The sequence below is a fragment of the Paraburkholderia fungorum genome (genome assembly GCF_046026025.1).
GTDB classification, from domain to species: domain Bacteria; phylum Pseudomonadota; class Gammaproteobacteria; order Burkholderiales; family Burkholderiaceae; genus Paraburkholderia; species Paraburkholderia fungorum_E.
This window is the reverse complement of sequence record NZ_JAQQFL010000010.1, coordinates 167,979-185,682: the sequence shown is the minus strand read 5'-3', so window position 1 is coordinate 185,682 and position 17,704 is coordinate 167,979. Positions and strand designations below refer to the sequence as shown.

The window sequence follows — 17,704 nt, the reverse complement described above, 5'->3', positions numbered from 1 at the left end:
CCCACGATGTGCCGGCAATCATCTTTTTTGCCTGCAACTTACACTTCGCCGCATCCAGGTTAACGGCGTTCCGCAGACCTCGTTAAATAGGTGAAATCCATGACGGGCATGGGTTTGCGGGCGGTTAAAGCCTCACTATCTGGGATTTTCCGCATAATCGGAGCAAACCCTGCTTTTCAGGACGGTATGCGTTTCATTTGTATAATTCGGCGTCTTCGCTCAGGCCCACTTTCATGCTTAGTTTCGCGCTCGGCTTCCTCGTTTCACTGCTGATCACGCTGTTGATCGTGCGCTATGCGCATCTGCATGAAAAATTCTCCACCGATTCCGATCTGGCCGGTGTGCAGAAATTCCATGTGCGCCCGGTACCGCGCATTGGCGGCGCCGGGATTCTGATCGGATTGATCGCGTCCGCGGTGCAGTTGCACCATGCTTATCCCGCCGTGTCGGGCGGTATTCTGGGGCTGATTGCGTGCGGCATGCCGGCGTTCGGCTCGGGCCTCGTCGAGGATCTGACCAAGCGGGTGTCGCCGCTCGCGCGGCTCGTCTGCACGATGGCGGCAGCGGCCCTTGCCTATTTCCTGCTGGATATCGCAGTCACGCGCATCAGCGTGCCGCCGCTCGACTTTCTGCTCTCGTATGCGGTGATCTCCTGCGCGGTCACCGTGCTGGCCGTCGCGGCGCTTGCCAACGCAATCAATATCATCGACGGCTTCAACGGCCTCGCATCGATGGTCGCGTTCATGATGTTCGCCTCACTCGCTTATGTGGCGTTCCAGGTATCCGATCCGATCGTGCTGTCGGCATCGTTCATGATGATGGGCGCGGTGCTTGGCTTCTTCATCTGGAATTTTCCGGCGGGGCTGATTTTCCTTGGCGACGGTGGCGCGTATTTCATCGGTTTCATGCTCGCCGAGCTGTCAATCATGCTTGTGATGCGCAATCGCGATGTGTCGGCGTGGTATCCCGTGCTGCTTTTCATGTACCCGATCTTCGAGACCTGCTTCTCGATCTACCGGAAGAAATTTGTTCGCGGGATGTCGCCGGGAATTCCTGATGGCGTGCATCTGCATATGCTGGTCTATAAGCGGTTGATGCGCTGGGCGGTCGGCACGCGTACCGCTCGCGAACTGACGCGGCGGAACTCGCTGACGTCGCCGTATCTGTGGTTGCTATGTCTGATCGCAGTCGTACCGGCAACGCTGTTCTGGCGGCATACGCTGCATCTGTTCTGCTTCGTGGTGGTGTTTGCGGCAACGTACGTTTGGCTCTATATGAGCATCGTGCGATTCAAGTCGCCGAGGTGGATGGTGGTGAGGAAGGGCAAGCGGTGAGCGCGGCTCACCCCTCCCCATATCAGCAGCGTTAGGGCCGGATCAGCCTTGTCTGCGCGCGCGGACCTCCTGTATGCGTCGCAGGTGCTCAACGAGGGCGTCGGAGCGCGTGTCTGCATGTCGCAGGATCATGTCGATGATCGTGCGACATGCAGACGCCTTGTCTCGGTGCGCGCCAACGGTGCTGGCATACCCTCAGGTGCCGGTGAAGTTCGCTACGCTCGAGCAGCGCCGCTGGAAGCGGGGGAGACAACGCTACCGCTTCATGGAAAAGGAACCAGTCCGCAACAGGAACCGTACGGATAACTGTGCGCGATCAAGCACCGCATACGAAGGCGAGAACATCTTGCCCATCGCACCGATGACCGGACGACGATTTAGCCGGTTCAGACAGCTAACCCGGAAAGCTCTGGCAAATCGGGGACCTTTGCGGCGCGGGACCCGTGTGCGCATCGTTGGTAGAAAGCTTCCGCCCGGCCTTGCCCCTTGGTCTCGGGAACATCAACCCCTCCATAAGACACACCAGGGCACGCTAGACCAAGGCGCGACAAGTGGCCAAGAGCGGCGTGGTAGCAAACTCACGGCGCGCCTTTTCCCGGCGCACTTTTCTCCAGATCCTGCAAACGCCCCATACCGCTTTCTTACCTTGCGCGTGGCAAAACGCCCGTTTCGCGCGCAGTTCCGCCGGATAAATACCGAAGGGTAAAACGGTGTCTGAACCGGTTCAGACACGTGCTGTCCGGGTAGCCGCCCTAACCCGTTGAATAAAAAGCAGAACGCCTGACGAAGCAACGATGCTTGCACGTGCAATTCATACGCCACTGCGTCTTCGATGCAGAAAAAAGCGAAAGCTCGCGTATGCTCAGCGCAGCACGCGCACTGGCAGATTTCGATCGCCGTTCACACCAACGCAGCGGATCAATTATCGATCTCGCTGGCGAGCCACGCGATCCCCAAAAAGCCTATACCCAACCTGGGCGCCCCGGCGATCCGTAGTATCGTCGCCACCGACATCGCTGACGTACTCGAAGATATCCGCGCTTCTGCCTTCACATACGGGACAAGCGCATCCGTGATGCTTGCATCCCGCACCGGCGTGAACTGTTTGGTCGGCGCGGACTTGCTGACGCCGCGCGATCCTCGTGTCGGCCAACTGATTGCAGCAAGCCAGTGCCGCCTGACGGCAAGTGCCCCCGACTTACGAGAAAAGGCGAACGGATAGGGTCTCCATTTCAGGCGTAGCGTCGCCCGAGCCGATGCTACGATAGCCGATGCCGACACACAGACAGGTCAAAACCGAAATCTCCACTTGAATAGGACTTAAGGCCTCAGCATGACCGAAAAATTGCCCGCACGCGCCCATAACCCTGCGTACATTTTTATCCCGACCCAGGCAACCATCGGTTATCCGAACCGATTCAAGAAACTGCGCGTTGTAACGCAACGTCGTCGGAAATTCCTTGAATTTTCGCAAAAACTACACAGCATACTCGTTCCCCTATCGGGCGAGCACTACGCCATCTACGAAGAGTTCACGGTCTTGACGATTGACGGATTCGCAGGCCGGACGATCACGGCTGACTGCGTCGTCTTGACTAGCTTTGGAGTATTTATTGTCCGAGATGTACCGTGCTCGGGACGGGTACGTCGGGGTAGCGATGCAAACACTGTGCGCATCGAGACGGCAACCGGCGAATCAAAGATTTACGCATGTCCAGTCGCGCAATCTGCACCCGCAGTTCACTTCCTCAGCGCGCTGCTTGCCGACTTTCGGTGTCCGATTGAAACCATCGCCATCATCGACGATGAACTTTGCGACCTCGGATTCGGCGTCTCAACATCAATGCTCAAGCTAAGCGAGCTCCATCACTTCTTTCGCGTGAGACGTGAGCGCGCCTGGGATGGGAATCAGTCCTTCGACATCCACGCAATCGGTGAGCGCCTACGGATTGGCTGCCGACTAGTCACGGGCTCCCGTCCAGAACCTGTGGAGGAGGACGACTGAGAGGAAGGAACTGTCTCAGCGTTCCAAGCGACCACCTAGCAAGGGAACTTTCGCTTTGGTGAGGCATGACACTGTTGTTCCGACCGCCCGATCGCGCTGCTTAGGGAAAGAGGCACGAAATCAGACAGCTTTCTCGTCGGCGCGAGCTTTAAGCGCCTGACAACCATAGTTTTCTCGGCTCTGCTGAACCGGGCGGGTCAAACGAGCCGGCTCACCGCCTTAAGCCCAAATGCTTCCTAAGATTGCGGAGCTTTTGACGGCGGGTTCGAGCTGAATCGCCTGTGGAGGATTTCACTTCGCGCTGTTCCATGTTGCGATTCATGACTAGAACCACTCACTACTCGCAATGCTCATACGTGCCGCTCGCCGACCGCTTCGGTCAATTCCCGTACTGTTGCCATGCTGAGCCGCCTGGTCATAAGTCTGTGCCGCCACCAGTCTGACAGGTACCAAAATACTTAACTCAAGAAGCCTAGCCCGGTAACAAAAGACCTGAGTCAATGCGCCGGCCAAGACGATTGGCGCTGCGCAGCTTTCCGAACAGCCGGGAGTCTTGCTGAGCCCAGTACATCCGCAGTTTTCGTGGAGAGCGGGTGCGGCTGGGAACCCCATCGATCATGCCCGACAAATTCAAGGCCGAGATCCGCAAGACTGCAATGATCTTGCCCCGCGTGGTTGCCAAAGTTGCGAATCAGACACCGGACGGGATTGCCGGATATCACTGGCCACATACGCGGCACTTATGCGGACACGCCGCCGGTTTTGACGATGCTGCGCCCACAAGCATTGTCCGCAACGCGGTGAGACGTCGCTGCTGAGCAGGCAGGAGATGAAACTGCTCACCGATGCCTGCGATGCGAGTGAGCCAATATGATGGGCCGAAGTATTCCGAAGCATCGCCCACGCGACTGTCGACCAAGTAACAGACCACCGTTTCGAGATGCGCTATTTCAGTGTCAGCGAGCGCCGCGGGCCGCTTCCGTCGATGTTGTTCATGCGCAATCGTTGCTTTCGGCTTCATCGGAGGACGCCCTCCGACTGGCTCGAAGCCGGATTAAGCAACGCACAGCCAGACGCACCACGAGCTCGAATGAAAACCCAGCCAGGCGGTAAAGCTGCGACGCGCCCAGAATTGCGGATGTTGCTGCGAACGCCATCGGGAGGGTTGTCGCAAATGTCCTTATGACCGCCTCTGCGTTCCGCGTAACCTTCGCTCACGCCGGGACGCCGGCAATACAGTGTTTTGGAGTGCATGGCTCAATGAAATCGCTTTCGGTGATTTCATCTTGCCGAGATCAAAGAGAAGTCAAGACAGCTCGGTCGTTCGACCGTCGCACGGAATATAAAGAACTGCAATTTGGCATCGAGCCCGGAAAACCGTAGCCCGGTCGATCACTCAACCGCGGTAAGCAACGAATCACGACGTCGCTACCTGCCGGGTGTTCAGGGCCGTGCCCCCCCAGCACACGTCCCGACCGGCTGAGAAAATGCTGGCTGCAGTGAGTCTTGTCCCAGCGGTCAGTTTGACGGCGAGGCGCGCCGTATGCCGCAGAAAGTGCGGGAGCGCTGCTGTGGCCATCGGGGAGGGGAATGGACGGGCGTTGACCAACGCCGCAAAGGCTTGCGCAAACACGGCAGCGGAGTCGTCCGCACGAGTTCCGCCAGCAGACGCATGAGCCACTGTCCGGCGTAGCGGCATCGCTCATGCTTACCCAACTGTCGATCGTGCTGGTCGTACGCAATCGCGACGTATCCGCGTGACATCCGGTGCTGCTCTTCGTATGTCCGATCGTCGAGACGTGCTTCTCGATCGACTGGAAGAAGTTTATTCGCCAGATGTCGTCGGGGATTCCCGACAGCGTCATCTGCATATGCTGGTTGTATGCGGCTGATGCGCCAAGCAGTGGGCACGCGGACTGCGCATGAATGACCGGGCAGAACAGACTGACGTCAGCCTGTTTCTGATTACTCTGTCTGATTGCGTTTGTGCCGGCGACGTCGTTCTGGCGACATACGTCCGCAATCGCTTTTTGGTGGTGTTTGCGGTTGCGAATGTCTGGCCGTATGTGAGTAGTGCGCGGTTCAGGTCGCCTGAATGGATGATGGTGGGAAGGAAAGGCGGCGAGCGCGGTTTATCCCTCCCCATATCAGCAGCGTTAGGTCTGGCTTAGCCTTGTCCGCGCGCGCGGGCCTCCTGTATGCGTCTCCGGTGCTCAGCGAGGGCTTCCGGACGCGTATCTGCATGTTGCAGGATCACGTCGGCAATCGTGCGAATGGGTAGGCGCCCCGTCCCGGTACGCGCAAACTGCTGCTGGCGCACCCTCAGGTGCCGGTAAAGTTCGCTACGCTCGAGCAGCGCCGCTGGAAGCGTGGGAGCTACCATTGCCGCTTCATGCGAAAAGACACCTAGCCCTTCGACGATCCAAAGGCGAGGTGGGAGCAAGTCGCGCAGAAACCGCACCTTTGCCGCGTTCTGCCGGATTGGCGACGTGCGCAGGAGCCGCTGACCATCAACCGTCGTTAGCGCCAGCGTCTCATCGGTTTGGCCATGTGTCACGACACCGGTCCAATGCTTCGTTTCGATCACGAAAATTCCGAAGGGCGTGATCGCCAGATGATCTATTTCAGCGGTCGGAAACGTGCTCCCCGGCGCGTGAATCAGAATAAGACCGTCCAGTACTAACCAGTCGTCGCCGCACAAGCGCGCGAGGTGCCGCCGCAACTCGGCTGACACCTGCCTCTCGCCCTCCTCCCCCCGCTTCCGGGAAGAGGTCGGCCGCCCCTTCGAAGGGTCGTCATTAGGCAAACGTTTATCGCTGAGGCTTAGATACGCGCAGAACAACGCGGCCGCGAGCCCGAAGACTGTCTGAATCAGCATGCTGGTTTCTCCTTTATTGACGTAGGTGAAACCAGCGTATCGAGTGCCAGGAGAAGTCAAGCGTCAGGTCAGGATCGTGAGCCCCGGAACAAGCTGCCTGTCTTGTGGACGACCTTCTCTGAGGGCCTCACATACGGAATGCTTGGTTGTCCCCAGCGCGCGGGCCGCCTTGCGCAGGTTGCCCCGGTGCTCCATGATGGCCTCCATTGCCTTATCACGCGTGAGCACGGGAATGTCCGGTCGCGAATAGGTAGCCGCATGCGAGCATCGGAGATATTCATCTTGGACACTCGATGCATCTGTGACAAGAGTCATATTGAGCAGGGCAATGAGCACGCGCTTTCTGATCCACAATAAAAACTGGCGCCAATGCTCGAGCCTCTCGGCCACCTCCTGAGATGTCAGCTGCTGCACGGACCAAACACTGATGAGAAACCGCAAATGCTTGCCAGAGAAGTTTCGCGGCGTATGTAACGCATATCCGCCGGCGCGCAGCACCTCGAATCCCGCCAATACCTCTGCCACCCGCCGACATTGTGTTTCCGTCGGCACCGGATCCTTGGCACCAGTGCGCCGATCATACGTCGAGGTGACTCGACCTCGAGCGAGCCTGCGGAATTCCCGCCATAAATTCAAATGGCAGACTGCTGCGGGCAATCACGTACCGGCAGTCGTAAAGAGCGTACATGTATGTTTTCCTTGTATCGAAACCGTGACTTGGTCGATGCGGCTTGGGCACCCAGCGGCGTTCAGCGGCGCGAGCGAGCGCGCTGCCGTTTTGAGTGCGCTGTTTATCGGGCCGCGCGCGCCACGGACAAGGAAATGTGCAGGCGATGGCTAGCGGCCATCGGGACGCAGTCAAAGGTGGAGTTGAGGCAGCCGACGCTACGTGTCACCTCGATGGGGACGATCGTCAGAACTGCGCAAGTGAAACAAAGAAAAACGATAGCCAAAAAAGAACAGGCGCTAGAGCTCACTGCATCGGAGAGCCGCGTACGCTGTCCAATATGAAATGGAGGCGTAGTGACAACGGCCCTGCGGGCAGGCTGGGTCGGGTCGAAAAAATATGGGCTGCTATGGCAATCCGCGGTCGATGCATCGGAGACGCACGCATAAATATACGCTGACGCCATTGAAACTGGCAAGCTTGCCGCTCAAGGTGAGCATGCTATGCTGAATACACCGAAACAACGGGAGACTAGCGTGGATATCGCATGGCCGTTATTTGGACTCAATGCAATATTTCTAGGAATAGCTTGGTCGATGAAACGTGGTGTGCGCGAGCGAAGGGAGCAGTTGATTGCGCGACGTCCGCCGGTCGTCTCTTCGCCTCAAAGAGAGTTGCCGCCGCATGCCATCGCCACCCATGCGGGAGAACTACACTGCCCCCATTGCGGCCATACCATCGACGACCGGGATTTCGCACGGCAGCACGCGCCAATGGCCTACTGGCCGGCGCGCGAATCGCCGTACTTCAGACGACCATCTAGCTGAGCGCAAAAGCACTGAGAGACGCATGAAGCAGGCGATATTTCCCTTGGCGCACGCGGAGAGGATGACTTCGCGAGGATTTCAGGGGTCGATAACGTTCAGTTGAGCGTTTTCGGATGGTGCCCCATGCTTTCTTACGTCGAGCGCTGCGGCGATCTATTCCCGCTTTGTGTGCCGCGCCGGGACAACGCGGCTGTCACCGTCTGGCGACGAACGGCGCAAGCGTCGCTGAGACCGGTGATGGTCCGACGACAGGCTGCTCCCGGTTCGCATTAACCTGCGTCCGCCGACACGCCAATCGTCCAAGGAAGGGGCACCAGGAAATGACCATTAACGCGATCGCTGGCTTCCTGGACGGTGTGCAAGCGCATGGCGCCACATATCGCCAGCTCAACGTCGCCGGAAGACCCCAAGCTTGCTGAGAGCAACCTCTGCTCGCCGGCAAAACGACGCCCCCTTTTGCTATCGCTGCAGGTATGTTCTAATCATCGTATTAACGTTCGCTCACGTCACGAGCATCGACCATGACACTCCCTATTATGGGGGTCTGGGGGTTATTTTGGCCCAATTTTGTTACATGCTTGGCTCGGCGCCACAGAAAACAAGCATTTCCGAAATTCGCGTCAGCAGCAGTGACGTGAACGAAACCTGCGCAGCTCAATCAGGGCCCACGCCTGTCAAGGCCCTGAAGTTCCCGACGCTTCACTCCCTTAGTGATGCCTCTCTCACTGTTTTCAGACAGGACACGCAGTCGGTGTCGCGTCTCAGCCAATCACTGGCCCGGCGATAACTGATCGCCCCCCAAGCAAAATTCCAATGAGGCGAATTTTTTAACGCGTCAGGGACTTGCTCTTTGACGCCCTCCCGCCCCACGCACGGGCGATTTTTGACCGCGCGACGAAGCCGTCAACGTATTTCCGACTGCGACGATACATCTTCATTGTGCGATACACATCGCGGCATCCATCAAAGCAAACCTTGCGTTTCATTCATCCTCAGATGTCGATGATGGCCGCAAGCGCTCCAATTGCGATTCCTGTTCCCGTAACGGGTGCAGGAGAAGTGTCTTTGCCAGACACCAGCCGCTCACCGCTCCAGCAGTAACGCAGCGTCTGCTCGCGAGCTTCCCTTTCCCATCCAGAACTTGCATTCCCCGAGGGCTTATCCGTAACTGGATCCCACAGCTCAACGCACTACCCGGCCCTCTCCCGACTTCGATTGCTTACGTACGCGCTGGCCCCGCCCCGGCCCAGCCCCGTGATTACAGACATCCGACGTATTCCGGATCTGTCACGAGCTCTTCGTGACTGGGGCCGTGTTCGCCTTTCCCCCGCGGGCGAACATAAGTTGACATCGGGGTAACAGCCGGGAGTTAGCCAATGAGCATGATGTCCAAAGCCATACACAATTCCGCAGTAAGCAGCAAAAAGGCAGGCGGCAGCTTTGCAACACAACAGAACAGGCGGCTCGATACAACGGGCCTTCTACGCTTTGCCAGGCAGGTGGGCGAGTTACGTGCGTCAGTCAGTGAAATTCCGACATGGGTGATTCATGCCTATGCCCAATACTGCATGGCACATGGCAAAGCCGCGGGCACGCTCGCGAATATATTTTCGGCTGTCCGCGTCACATCGCACCATGCCGGCAGGAACAGACACGACGAGTGCAACAACAGGGAACTTCGACTAGTCCGACGAACACGGAAAGGAACAAAACGGGCCATGAATCCGCCGGAGATTGATCAGTTGATGGCGAGAGCGAAGGAAATAGACCAAGGGCTAACGCACATGATATCGCTCGCAGTGCATCTCGGACTTCGACGCAAGGAGGCGCTGATGTGCGGGCGCGATCTCGAGATGTGGCTTGACGCACTCGTGCGTGGCGATTCCTCGCTCCCGCTTATGCGTGGTTCGAAAAACGCAAGGCCGAGGCAGGTGCGGATCATCCAGAGCGCGCGGGCGCAGACGGTCGAAGCGGTCCGTTCTGCGCTCGCTTACGCTCGCGAGCGCAATCTCGAATTGATTACTGGCAATGGCAAGACGCTCAAATCTGCGAAGAATCGACTCACGGCACTGCTGCGCCGCGCAGGTATGGTTGGACCAATCAGCTTTCATTCGCTTCGCTACACCTACGCACTCAACAGTGCACTCGAAATGCTAGAGGCAGGAATAGCCCCCTATGAGGTTCTCGTGGAACTCAGCGAATCGCTCGGACACGGCCCTACACGCATTCAGATGATTCTTGGACACTACTGCCAACCGATCAGGGACAGGTTTGACGGGCATATATCGCTGAACGATATCGAAGCCAATCGTCGCCGTCCACCAAGCAAACTACCGCGTGCGACAGCGCGTCTACTGGCAAAACGTCGACATGGCGAGTTAAGTGGCTATCCTATTGGCCGACCCACTGCGGCGCACGATCTGGCATATTCAGCAAACGACGCGCTAATCGAAGAGCACCTTTTCAAACCTTGAGACACCTCTATGTCCGATTCTTCACTGCTCGAGCAAGTCAAGCGTTGCGCCGACAAAATCGGATGCAACGACATGATGCGCGTCATCATGGCCAAGATCTGGCTCGAATTTGAACAGTCCATCGCCCCATTTTCGTCGCATCCACGCCAACTGCAGGACCTTGACGTGGTTTTGCTTGCAGGTTTTGTCGAAATGCGCTCGAAGCGATGCGTTGATGTCGAGTTACTTCTGCTGGAAATCACCTGCATCAGGATGGTCCTGCTGGAAGCAGGTTTCCTCCACAACCAGCTAAGTGGACTTAGTGTCCGCATAAAGCGGGTGCGGCTTGCCAATGACGAGAACGGTAAATATCGATTCGTAAAACAACTTTATACCTGACCTATAAGCACTAGGTTTGGGAGGCCGATGACCTAGCCGGCCCGTACGACAGTTTGGCCGGAAGCGAGTGGGAGAGCCAAGGCATGGTTCCTCATAACCTCAACGGGTGTGTCGCATGCGACGCGGGCAACGCTTATGAAAAAGTGGGTCGCTGTGCCACCATGGGCGCAGCATCGGCGTACAGCCATGTGCTGCGGCCGGAGGTGATCCGCGCCCGCGTTTTTGACGACCTCGTTTCTCGTTGCGATGCAGAACGCCCCTACGACTCACGTCACGCGGGTTACTCCTGCCTGCGGCGATGAACTGGATGACGAAGGCGAGAGCCATAGCGGGGCTTCGTGCTATGACGTGAAGCTAACGATTCGCGATCATTCAGTTAGGCATCCTATTTAAATGTCACGAACTAAATACGCCACGGAGAACCGCCGACGCCTCGGCTCGAACTACCGCACGTTTGCTATGGATATCTTCTTAGCCCTTGATTACGCCTGAACGCGCCCCCCAAAAGCATTAATGACATGCCGCAGAAGCTCGTGAAGATCTTGAAGCGTCACAAGGCTACATAATGACCGAAGCCCGTAAAACAACATTTCGCCTTATTTGCAACTCTTGCCCCAATCATTACATCGCAACTGTAAATATCTGCCGATTCTCTCGGAATCGAGATATTGGCGATGGTTGTCGCGAAAGCGATTCATCCGCGTGCGCATAAAGTGATGGAGCTCAGACGCTTGCAGAATTGTTTCCGGCAACTTTGGATCAAGCGCGCAGTGCGATGCAGCGAATACTGCAATGCATTCAACCGGGCAGCCGTATTCGGCCAGTAAGCCACGCAAATGTCGGAGAGCGGGCTTTGCCCTGCGTAATGGAGACGTCTGCACCGAAACAACACCAAGCTTTTCATGCACAAGGACTTCGTCCTCGTTTATCGAACGCCTCACGGTTCCTGTCCAATCGTATCGATCAATGACAAACGCTCCAAACTCAGTCACAGCGAGACAGTCTATCCACGTCATCGGGTTGCACGTGCCCGGTGCATGCTCAATTATGACGCCACGGCGTACAACGAGCGCACGGTCGGACATTGCCCGCAGTACCGCTGCCACGTTTTTTGTTAGCGGAAGAGACAAACGGCGTTGACGCCCCATCCACCCATTGCGGCCGCAGGTCGGTCCCGTGAAATCCACAGCCAGTTCCTGCGGGCAGGCGATACTACGGGGTGCATCTGTACCCGCAAGAGAAAACTGCGCTTCATTCTGTTTCATTTGTATTTCCTTTCGTTGACTGCAGAGAGCAAACGAACAAGCTCATCTACCACCCGCAAGCATTATCAGCACATTAATTATGATATCTAATATATTTATACAAATCGATGAAGCAATTTAAGTTGCGATATCTTCGATGGCTGAAAATCGGCGCTCGAGAGAAGCTTCTCTCTCCCGACAGCCTTGATCACTCCACCAGGGCCGACCAAACGTCGCAACGCCTGCTAGCGCTCCAGTCTCGAGTCCGCCCATCGGGTTGTGAAGTTCGATGGCTGCCGGGCCAAAACTGTCGGTTGACTGGCGCAGGGAGGCATAAGGTCTCATTGCAAAGCAGTATCTCGATGACTTGAGCATGCCACGTTCAACAAGAAGTCAAGGCAACGCCTCTGTGTTGATTGTCCTCGGCGACGGTTGGGCGTATTCCGTCGGCTTCATGCTTGCCAAGCTGTCGATCATGCTGGTGATGCGCAATCGCGACGTGTCGGCGTGGTATCCGGTGCTGCTTTTCATGTACCCGATCTTCGAGACCTGCTTTTCGATCTACCGGAAGAAATTTGTTCGCGGGATGTCGCCGGGAATTCCCGATGGCGTGCATCTGCATATGCTGGTTTATAAGCGGCTGATGCGCTGGGCGGTGGGTGCGCGTACCGCTCGCGAGTTGACGCGGCGGAACTCGCTGACGTCGCCGTATTTGTGGCTGCTATGTCTGATTGCAGTCGTGCCGGCGACGCTGTTCTGGCGGCTTACGCTGCATCTGTTCTGTTTCGTGGTGGTGTTTGCGGCGACTCAAGTGTGGCTTTACGTGAGTATCGTGAGGTTCAAGTCGCCGCGGTGGATGGTGGTGAGGAAAGGAAAGCGGTAATAAAAAAGGCGCCCAGGCGCCTTTTTTTGTCACATCCGCAGTACGACCACCGGCACGTTCCCAGTCCATCAAAGCGAAACGCGAATACTAGTCGCCGTCGAGACACTCTGCAGGGGTGGCGCAAGGTTCGGCTGATACTCAGGCACCCAACGCCGCAGGTCGCGACGCACTTCGTCGTCTGCCAGTACACGGTGCTGCATCAGCCACGGCAGTAGTTCGTCCAGGAAGTTGTCCGGCACGCCGCGCGCCTGAGCGGTCCGCAGTTTGGGATGTGGCGTAAGAGTTGTCGTTTCGTCGTCCGCAAGCAATTCCTCGTACAGCTTCTCGCCGGGTCTCAGCCCCGTAAACACAATGCGGATATGCTCCTCATTGAATCCGTATAAACGGATCAGGTCGCGAGCCAGGTCGACGATCTTCACCGGCTCACCCATGTCGAGAATAAATATCTCGCCGCCGCGCCCCATACTCGATGCCTGCAGCACAAGCTGCGAGGCTTCGGGAATGGTCATGAAGAAACGCGTGATCTCCGGGTGCGTGACGGTCACAGGACCGCCCTTCGCAATCTGCTGCTGGAACTTGGGAATCACACTGCCGGCGCTGCCCAGCACATTGCCAAAACGCACCGTCTCAAACTGTGTACGCGTGCTGGTTTGCTGCAAGGCCTGACACGCCATCTCGGCGAGCCGTTTGCTCGCGCCCATAACGTTGGTTGGGTTGACCGCCTTGTCGGTTGAGATCAGGACGAAATGCTTCACGTCATGACGGATCGCCGCCCGCGCCACGCGGTAGGTGCCCAGTACGTTATTGCGCACCGCCTGCCACGCGTTCTGCTCTTCCATCAACGGCACATGTTTGTAGGCCGCCGCGTGAAACAGGATGTGCGGCGCATGTCGCGACAGCACCTGATCGAGCAGCAGCGAATCCTTCGCGTCGCCGATCACCGGGATCACCGGCAAGCCCGGGAAACGCTCACGCAGCTCTTCCGTGAGCTTGTACATCGCATATTCGGACAAATCGAACGCAATGAGTTGCGCGGGTTCGAAGCGCAGAATCTGACGGCACAGTTCCGAGCCGATCGAACCACCTGCACCCGTTACCATCACCGCGCGATTGCGTAACAGGGCTTCAACGTGCGGTGTGTCGATCTTGACTGGATCCCGGCCAAGCAGGTCTTCGAGGTCGATCTGCCGTACCCGTGACAGAAATGCTTGCCCCTGCGTCAGCGCGGTCAACGCCGGCAGCACCATTGCGCGAACGCCCGCGCGTACGCAAATCGTGGCGACGCGTCGCTGCGCCTCCACGGACGCAGAGGGAATCGCAATAATGGCGTATTCAGTCTTGAGCGACTCAGCCAGCTGCGGCAGTTCGCTAATGGCGCCAAGTACTTTATAGCCGTAGATTTCACGGCCGTGTTTGGCCACATCGTCATCCAGAAGGCCGACCAGACGCCATTCACTGGAGCGCGACAGTTCGCGCGCAAGACTCGCGCCTGCTGAGCCGGCGCCGAGCACCACGACCGGCTTGCCTTTGCCTACAAGGCCGCCGTAAAGATAGAACTCCTTGGTGGCGCGGTACAGTGCACGCGCACCTCCCATCGCCAGGAACAACAGCAACGGGGAAACCACAAGAACAGAGCGCGGAACAATCGGTACCGGCTGCACCATCACGGACGCGACCATCGCTATAAGCGCACCGGCTATCACGGCTTTTGAAATGCGCATGAGGTCCGGCAGGCTGGCAAATACCCACATGCCCCGGTACAGGCCGAAGATGCGAAACATCACGCCATAGACCGGGAGAACCCAGAATAACGAGTGCATCGCTCCCATTCTGAACTCCATCGGGACAACCCCGTTGAAGCGAATGAGGTACGAAGTCAGCCACGCGGTCGCAACCGCGAACAAATCGAACAGGAAAGCGCTGAGAGATAGCCAGGAGCTCTTGTTTCTTAACATCAGCGAGATACCTCAGACGAACGTTCGGACAGTGTTGATTGGAAACGACGCCAACGCAGATCCACAACTCCTCCCATCAGGAAAAGGATGCCGATCCATATCGCAACGACACTCCACTGAAACATAGCGGGCCAATCAAGCGCACTGACCGCGAGTACGATGCCGACCACCATCACGGCGTACCACATCCACGCGGTTCCAGCGTGACCCGCACCGGAACGTACCAGACGTTGATAGTAGTGCTCCCGGTGCGGTTTCCAAAATTTTTCACCGCGTAGCAAGCGTCGCAACAATGTGACGGAGGCGTCAGCGATGAAAGGTGCGAACACCAGCGCCGGAAACCAGATCGGCCAGACACCACCCCGCCAGCCCCAATAACCGAGCGCGCCAGCCAGAAAGCCGATTGAAATCGATCCGGCATCGCCGAGGAAAATGCGCGCCGGGTGAAAGTTAAATATCAGGAAACCCAAGGCTGCGCCTGCAATTGCCGCTGATGCCAACGCCAGTTCAGGCACCGGATGCACGCTCAACAGTGCGGCCACTGCATAGCCGGAGAATCCAAACAGCGTCATGCCACCTGCGAGGCCATCGGCGCCATCCATGAAATTATAGAGATTGACCAGCCACATCATCAAAAAGGCCAATGCAGCGAGCAACCACCATGGCGCAGCCGCCGGGTAGAGCGCGACATATGCCGCGACCGCGATGAAGTGCGCCGCAAACCTGACGCGCGCGGGCAGCCCACGGCGGTCGTCAATCTGCGACACCGCGGCGAGGAACGCGGTACCCAGTGCCGCGCACCACAATGACGGCGCGGCAAGCAGAATCGCCACCACGGCTACTGGCACGATGCCCCAGCCGCCGACCCGTGGTGTCGGACGGACATGTAAGGAACGGTCGTTCGGAATATCCGTGGCGAGCCGCCACGCCAGTCCGGTTTTCAGCAGGACAAGCAAGATCGCCGCGCTCGCGCATGCCGCGCTCACGGCTATCGCAGCCACAGTCATCCAAGGCAAAGTCAAAAGAGCATGCGTATTCATGGACTGTCTTAGCGCTTCTTCGATCGATACCAACTGGCGGTCGCAGCCAGACCGTCATCGGCTGTGTATGGCGGATTCCAGTCAAGCACGCGGCGAATGTGCGTCGTGTCGACCTGCAAACTGCCGATCAGGCGTTCGACGTGCGCAGAACGGCGTGCCAGTCGGCCAACGAAACGCAGCCAGCTGACCGGAACCGGAAAAAGCCGTGCCGTTTTCTGCAAATGCCTGCCGATGGCTTGCGCAAGTTCGGCAACAGTCGGATCGATCCCGTCAGCGACGTGAAAGCACTGATGTGCCGCGCGCGGGTCCGTCGCACAACGAACGAGCGCGTCGGCGAGATTACCGACATAAACCAGGCTGCGTTTCGCACTCACGGCCCCTAGCGGCAGCGGCACGCCGCGCCAGATGCCGTCCATCAGACGCAAGAAATTTGCCCGCACCTGCGGGCCGTAAACCAACGGCGGGCGCACGATCACGACGTCGAGCCCGCTTTCACTGCCATAGCGGATCAGGGCCTGCTCTGCTTCCCGCTTCGAGCGGCCGTAGGCGTCTTCTGCATGCGCCGGGTCATCTTCCCGAAGCGGACGCCCGCCATCCGTTTCAGCCACTGCCTTAATACTGCTAACGAATACGAAGCGCCGCACGCCGTTTCGGCTGGCCACCTCCGCGAGTCGCAGCGTGCCTTCGACGTTGGTCGCGCGAAATGCGGCGTCGGGGTCAGCCGCATCGTCGTGCATGACATGAACGCGGGCTGCGAGATGCACGACGCAATCGGGCTTTAGCCCTTGCGGCCATGCGTCGGCGACACCGGCAAAATCCTTGCCGTCATGAACCCACTCCTGTACGCCGTCCACGCAGCCGTCCGGTTGACGAACCAGCCCGGTCACCGTGTGACCTGCGTCAATCAGAGCGCGTCCGAGCGCTCGCCCGACAAATCCATTCGCACCGCTTACGAGAACGTGCGTCATAGCAACTTCCAACCGAAGCGGTTAAAAAACCTCACCGCCGACGCCGCGAACATTCGAATATGCGCGGACCCTTTGCGCGCCGCGCCTCCGCCGTGGTGCAGGACACGAACAATGGGCAGATACGCAACGCGGGCCACGTCGTGGGTGCGCAGGCTCAGATCGTAGTCTTCGAAGTAGAGGAAATAGCCCGGGTCAAAACCCTCGAGCTTTTTCAGCACACTCGTTCGAAACAGCATGAAGCAGCCACTGACAATAGGCGGATCCCACACTATGTCGCGCCCGTTGATCACATCGTGCATCTCGTAACGCGCCAAACGCCGCGCAAAAAAACTGCGCGCGCTCGCCGGCAAGAATCCCCGCACGAATAGATCGAGCAACGTCGGGAAGCGGCGGCAGAGATACTGGATGCGCCCCTGATCGTCGCAGATCTGGGGCGTCAGCAGCCCAAGCTCCGGATGTGCCTCGAAAAAATCGAGTGCCTTGATCAGTGCATCGTGGTCAAGGTCGACATCGGGATTCAGGACCAGGTGATAGCGGCTGGCCGACCGTTCGATTGCCAGATTATGTCCGCGCCCGTAGCCCACGTTGCCGTGCCCGGCGATGATCGTCGCAGGAATCTCGTGAGCGCGAAGCTCGCTGAGCAAGCTGCTGACCTCGGGCAGGCCGCCGTTGTCGACCAGGTAAAGCTCGACCTGAAGATGAGGCCTCGCCACCATCAAGGCATCACGGGCGACCGCGAGACTATCCAGCGTTTGCGCGAGTTGCACCGGGTCCGGCCGATAGACAACCACCGACACGGAAAGACCCTCGACTTCGGAAATCAGCGCACTAGTATTCATGTAAATGAAGCAACGTGCCTGATCGCGGCACTTGTATTTTTCGACGACGCGCCGACGGAAGCTTTTCAGTCTGCTCAAAATGTCCGGGTCGGACAACCTGCTTTTCGTTTTGTTACGTGCAAAAGTGGCATCCGACCCTCCGCATTCACCGCCATTTTAACGCCTGATGAGAAGGCGAACATTTTCGCGCGGCGAAGCCGTCGTTGGCAGCA

Annotated in this window: 12 protein-coding genes and 2 pseudogenes; 7 read left to right on the top strand and 7 right to left on the bottom strand. The window is 57.9% G+C overall.

Annotated elements, in window-relative coordinates; translation table 11 throughout:
• Positions 1 to 233 precede the first annotated feature (233 nt).
• The 4 genes and pseudogenes from PQR67_RS13935 to PQR67_RS13920 form a co-directional block, all read left to right on the top strand.
• Entirely contained in the window at positions 234 to 1,334 is a 1,101-nt protein-coding gene (locus PQR67_RS13935; RefSeq protein ID WP_408459750.1) for an MraY family glycosyltransferase, read from the top strand.
• Positions 1,335 to 2,166: 832 nt separating this feature from the next.
• Complete coding sequence (locus PQR67_RS13930) at positions 2,167 to 2,556, top strand: hypothetical protein (RefSeq protein WP_408459747.1); 390 nt, start codon at positions 2,167 to 2,169, stop codon at positions 2,554 to 2,556.
• A 111-nt stretch (positions 2,557 to 2,667) separates the two neighbouring features.
• Entirely contained in the window at positions 2,668 to 3,339 is a 672-nt protein-coding gene (locus tag PQR67_RS13925; protein ID WP_408459744.1) for a hypothetical protein, read from the top strand.
• A gap of 1,704 nt (positions 3,340 to 5,043) precedes the next feature.
• Positions 5,044 to 5,510 (top strand): annotated as a pseudogene (locus PQR67_RS13920) (glycosyl transferase); the annotation flags it as partial.
• Here PQR67_RS13920 and PQR67_RS13915 read toward each other — a convergent pair.
• Together PQR67_RS13915 and PQR67_RS13910 are read right to left on the bottom strand one after the other, a co-directional pair.
• Positions 5,507 to 6,277 (bottom strand): nuclease-related domain-containing protein, encoded by a 771-nt coding sequence (locus PQR67_RS13915; protein ID WP_408459741.1) that lies wholly within the window; start codon positions 6,275 to 6,277, stop codon positions 5,507 to 5,509. The pseudogene PQR67_RS13920 and the gene PQR67_RS13915 sit on opposite strands and share 4 nt — an antisense overlap.
• A gap of 3 nt (positions 6,278 to 6,280) precedes the next feature.
• The gene (locus PQR67_RS13910; protein WP_408459738.1) at positions 6,281 to 6,742 is read right to left on the bottom strand and encodes a hypothetical protein; all 462 of its coding nucleotides are present in this window, start codon (positions 6,740 to 6,742) and stop codon (positions 6,281 to 6,283) included.
• A gap of 2,345 nt (positions 6,743 to 9,087) precedes the next feature.
• Between PQR67_RS13910 and PQR67_RS13905 the strand changes: the two genes are divergently transcribed.
• The gene (locus tag PQR67_RS13905; protein ID WP_408459735.1) at positions 9,088 to 10,185 is read left to right on the top strand and encodes an integrase domain-containing protein; all 1,098 of its coding nucleotides are present in this window, start codon (positions 9,088 to 9,090) and stop codon (positions 10,183 to 10,185) included.
• A 9-nt stretch (positions 10,186 to 10,194) separates the two neighbouring features.
• Complete coding sequence (locus tag PQR67_RS13900) at positions 10,195 to 10,563, top strand: hypothetical protein (protein WP_408459732.1); 369 nt, start codon at positions 10,195 to 10,197, stop codon at positions 10,561 to 10,563.
• Between the two features lie 596 nt (positions 10,564 to 11,159).
• On the opposite strand, the gene PQR67_RS13895 is transcribed toward PQR67_RS13900, so the two are convergent.
• Complete coding sequence (locus PQR67_RS13895) at positions 11,160 to 11,828, bottom strand: nuclease-related domain-containing protein (RefSeq protein WP_408459729.1); 669 nt, start codon at positions 11,826 to 11,828, stop codon at positions 11,160 to 11,162.
• A gap of 391 nt (positions 11,829 to 12,219) precedes the next feature.
• Between PQR67_RS13895 and PQR67_RS13890 the strand changes: the two are divergent.
• Positions 12,220 to 12,690 (top strand): annotated as a pseudogene (locus PQR67_RS13890) (glycosyl transferase); the annotation flags it as partial.
• Between the two features lie 68 nt (positions 12,691 to 12,758).
• Here PQR67_RS13890 and PQR67_RS13885 read toward each other — a convergent pair.
• Genes PQR67_RS13885 through PQR67_RS13870 form a run of 4 tightly spaced genes read right to left on the bottom strand, consistent with a single transcriptional unit; the run spans position 12,759 to position 17,492 of the window.
• Complete coding sequence (locus PQR67_RS13885) at positions 12,759 to 14,645, bottom strand: polysaccharide biosynthesis protein (protein ID WP_408459726.1); 1,887 nt, start codon at positions 14,643 to 14,645, stop codon at positions 12,759 to 12,761.
• Positions 14,645 to 15,685: an MraY family glycosyltransferase gene (locus PQR67_RS13880; RefSeq protein ID WP_408459723.1), complete on the bottom strand. Its 1,041-nt coding sequence runs from the start codon at positions 15,683 to 15,685 to the stop codon at positions 14,645 to 14,647. Before PQR67_RS13880 ends, PQR67_RS13885 begins: the two co-directional genes overlap by 1 nt.
• Positions 15,686 to 15,693: 8 nt before the next feature.
• A complete protein-coding gene (locus PQR67_RS13875; RefSeq protein WP_408459720.1) occupies positions 15,694 to 16,653 on the bottom strand; it encodes a UDP-glucose 4-epimerase family protein in 960 nt (319 codons plus the stop codon).
• Positions 16,650 to 17,492 carry a glycosyltransferase family 2 protein gene (locus PQR67_RS13870; protein WP_408459718.1) on the bottom strand — a complete coding sequence of 281 codons (843 nt, stop codon included), beginning with the start codon at positions 17,490 to 17,492 and terminating at the stop codon, positions 16,650 to 16,652. The genes PQR67_RS13875 and PQR67_RS13870 overlap by 4 nt, the downstream gene beginning before the upstream one ends.
• Between the last annotated feature and the right edge of the window lie 212 nt (positions 17,493 to 17,704).

Coding starts and splice junctions, on each gene's coding strand:
- PQR67_RS13935 (WP_408459750.1), top strand. CDS start 234: ATGCTTAGTTTCGCGCTCGGCTTCCTCGTTTCACTGCTGATCACGCTG.
- PQR67_RS13930 (WP_408459747.1), top strand. CDS start 2,167: ATGCAGAAAAAAGCGAAAGCTCGCGTATGCTCAGCGCAGCACGCGCAC.
- PQR67_RS13925 (WP_408459744.1), top strand. CDS start 2,668: ATGACCGAAAAATTGCCCGCACGCGCCCATAACCCTGCGTACATTTTT.
- PQR67_RS13905 (WP_408459735.1), top strand. CDS start 9,088: ATGAGCATGATGTCCAAAGCCATACACAATTCCGCAGTAAGCAGCAAA.
- PQR67_RS13900 (WP_408459732.1), top strand. CDS start 10,195: ATGTCCGATTCTTCACTGCTCGAGCAAGTCAAGCGTTGCGCCGACAAA.
- PQR67_RS13895 (WP_408459729.1), bottom strand. CDS start 11,828: ATGAAACAGAATGAAGCGCAGTTTTCTCTTGCGGGTACAGATGCACCC.
- PQR67_RS13885 (WP_408459726.1), bottom strand. CDS start 14,645: ATGTTAAGAAACAAGAGCTCCTGGCTATCTCTCAGCGCTTTCCTGTTC.
- PQR67_RS13880 (WP_408459723.1), bottom strand. CDS start 15,685: ATGAATACGCATGCTCTTTTGACTTTGCCTTGGATGACTGTGGCTGCG.
- PQR67_RS13875 (WP_408459720.1), bottom strand. CDS start 16,653: ATGACGCACGTTCTCGTAAGCGGTGCGAATGGATTTGTCGGGCGAGCG.
- PQR67_RS13870 (WP_408459718.1), bottom strand. CDS start 17,492: ATGAATACTAGTGCGCTGATTTCCGAAGTCGAGGGTCTTTCCGTGTCG.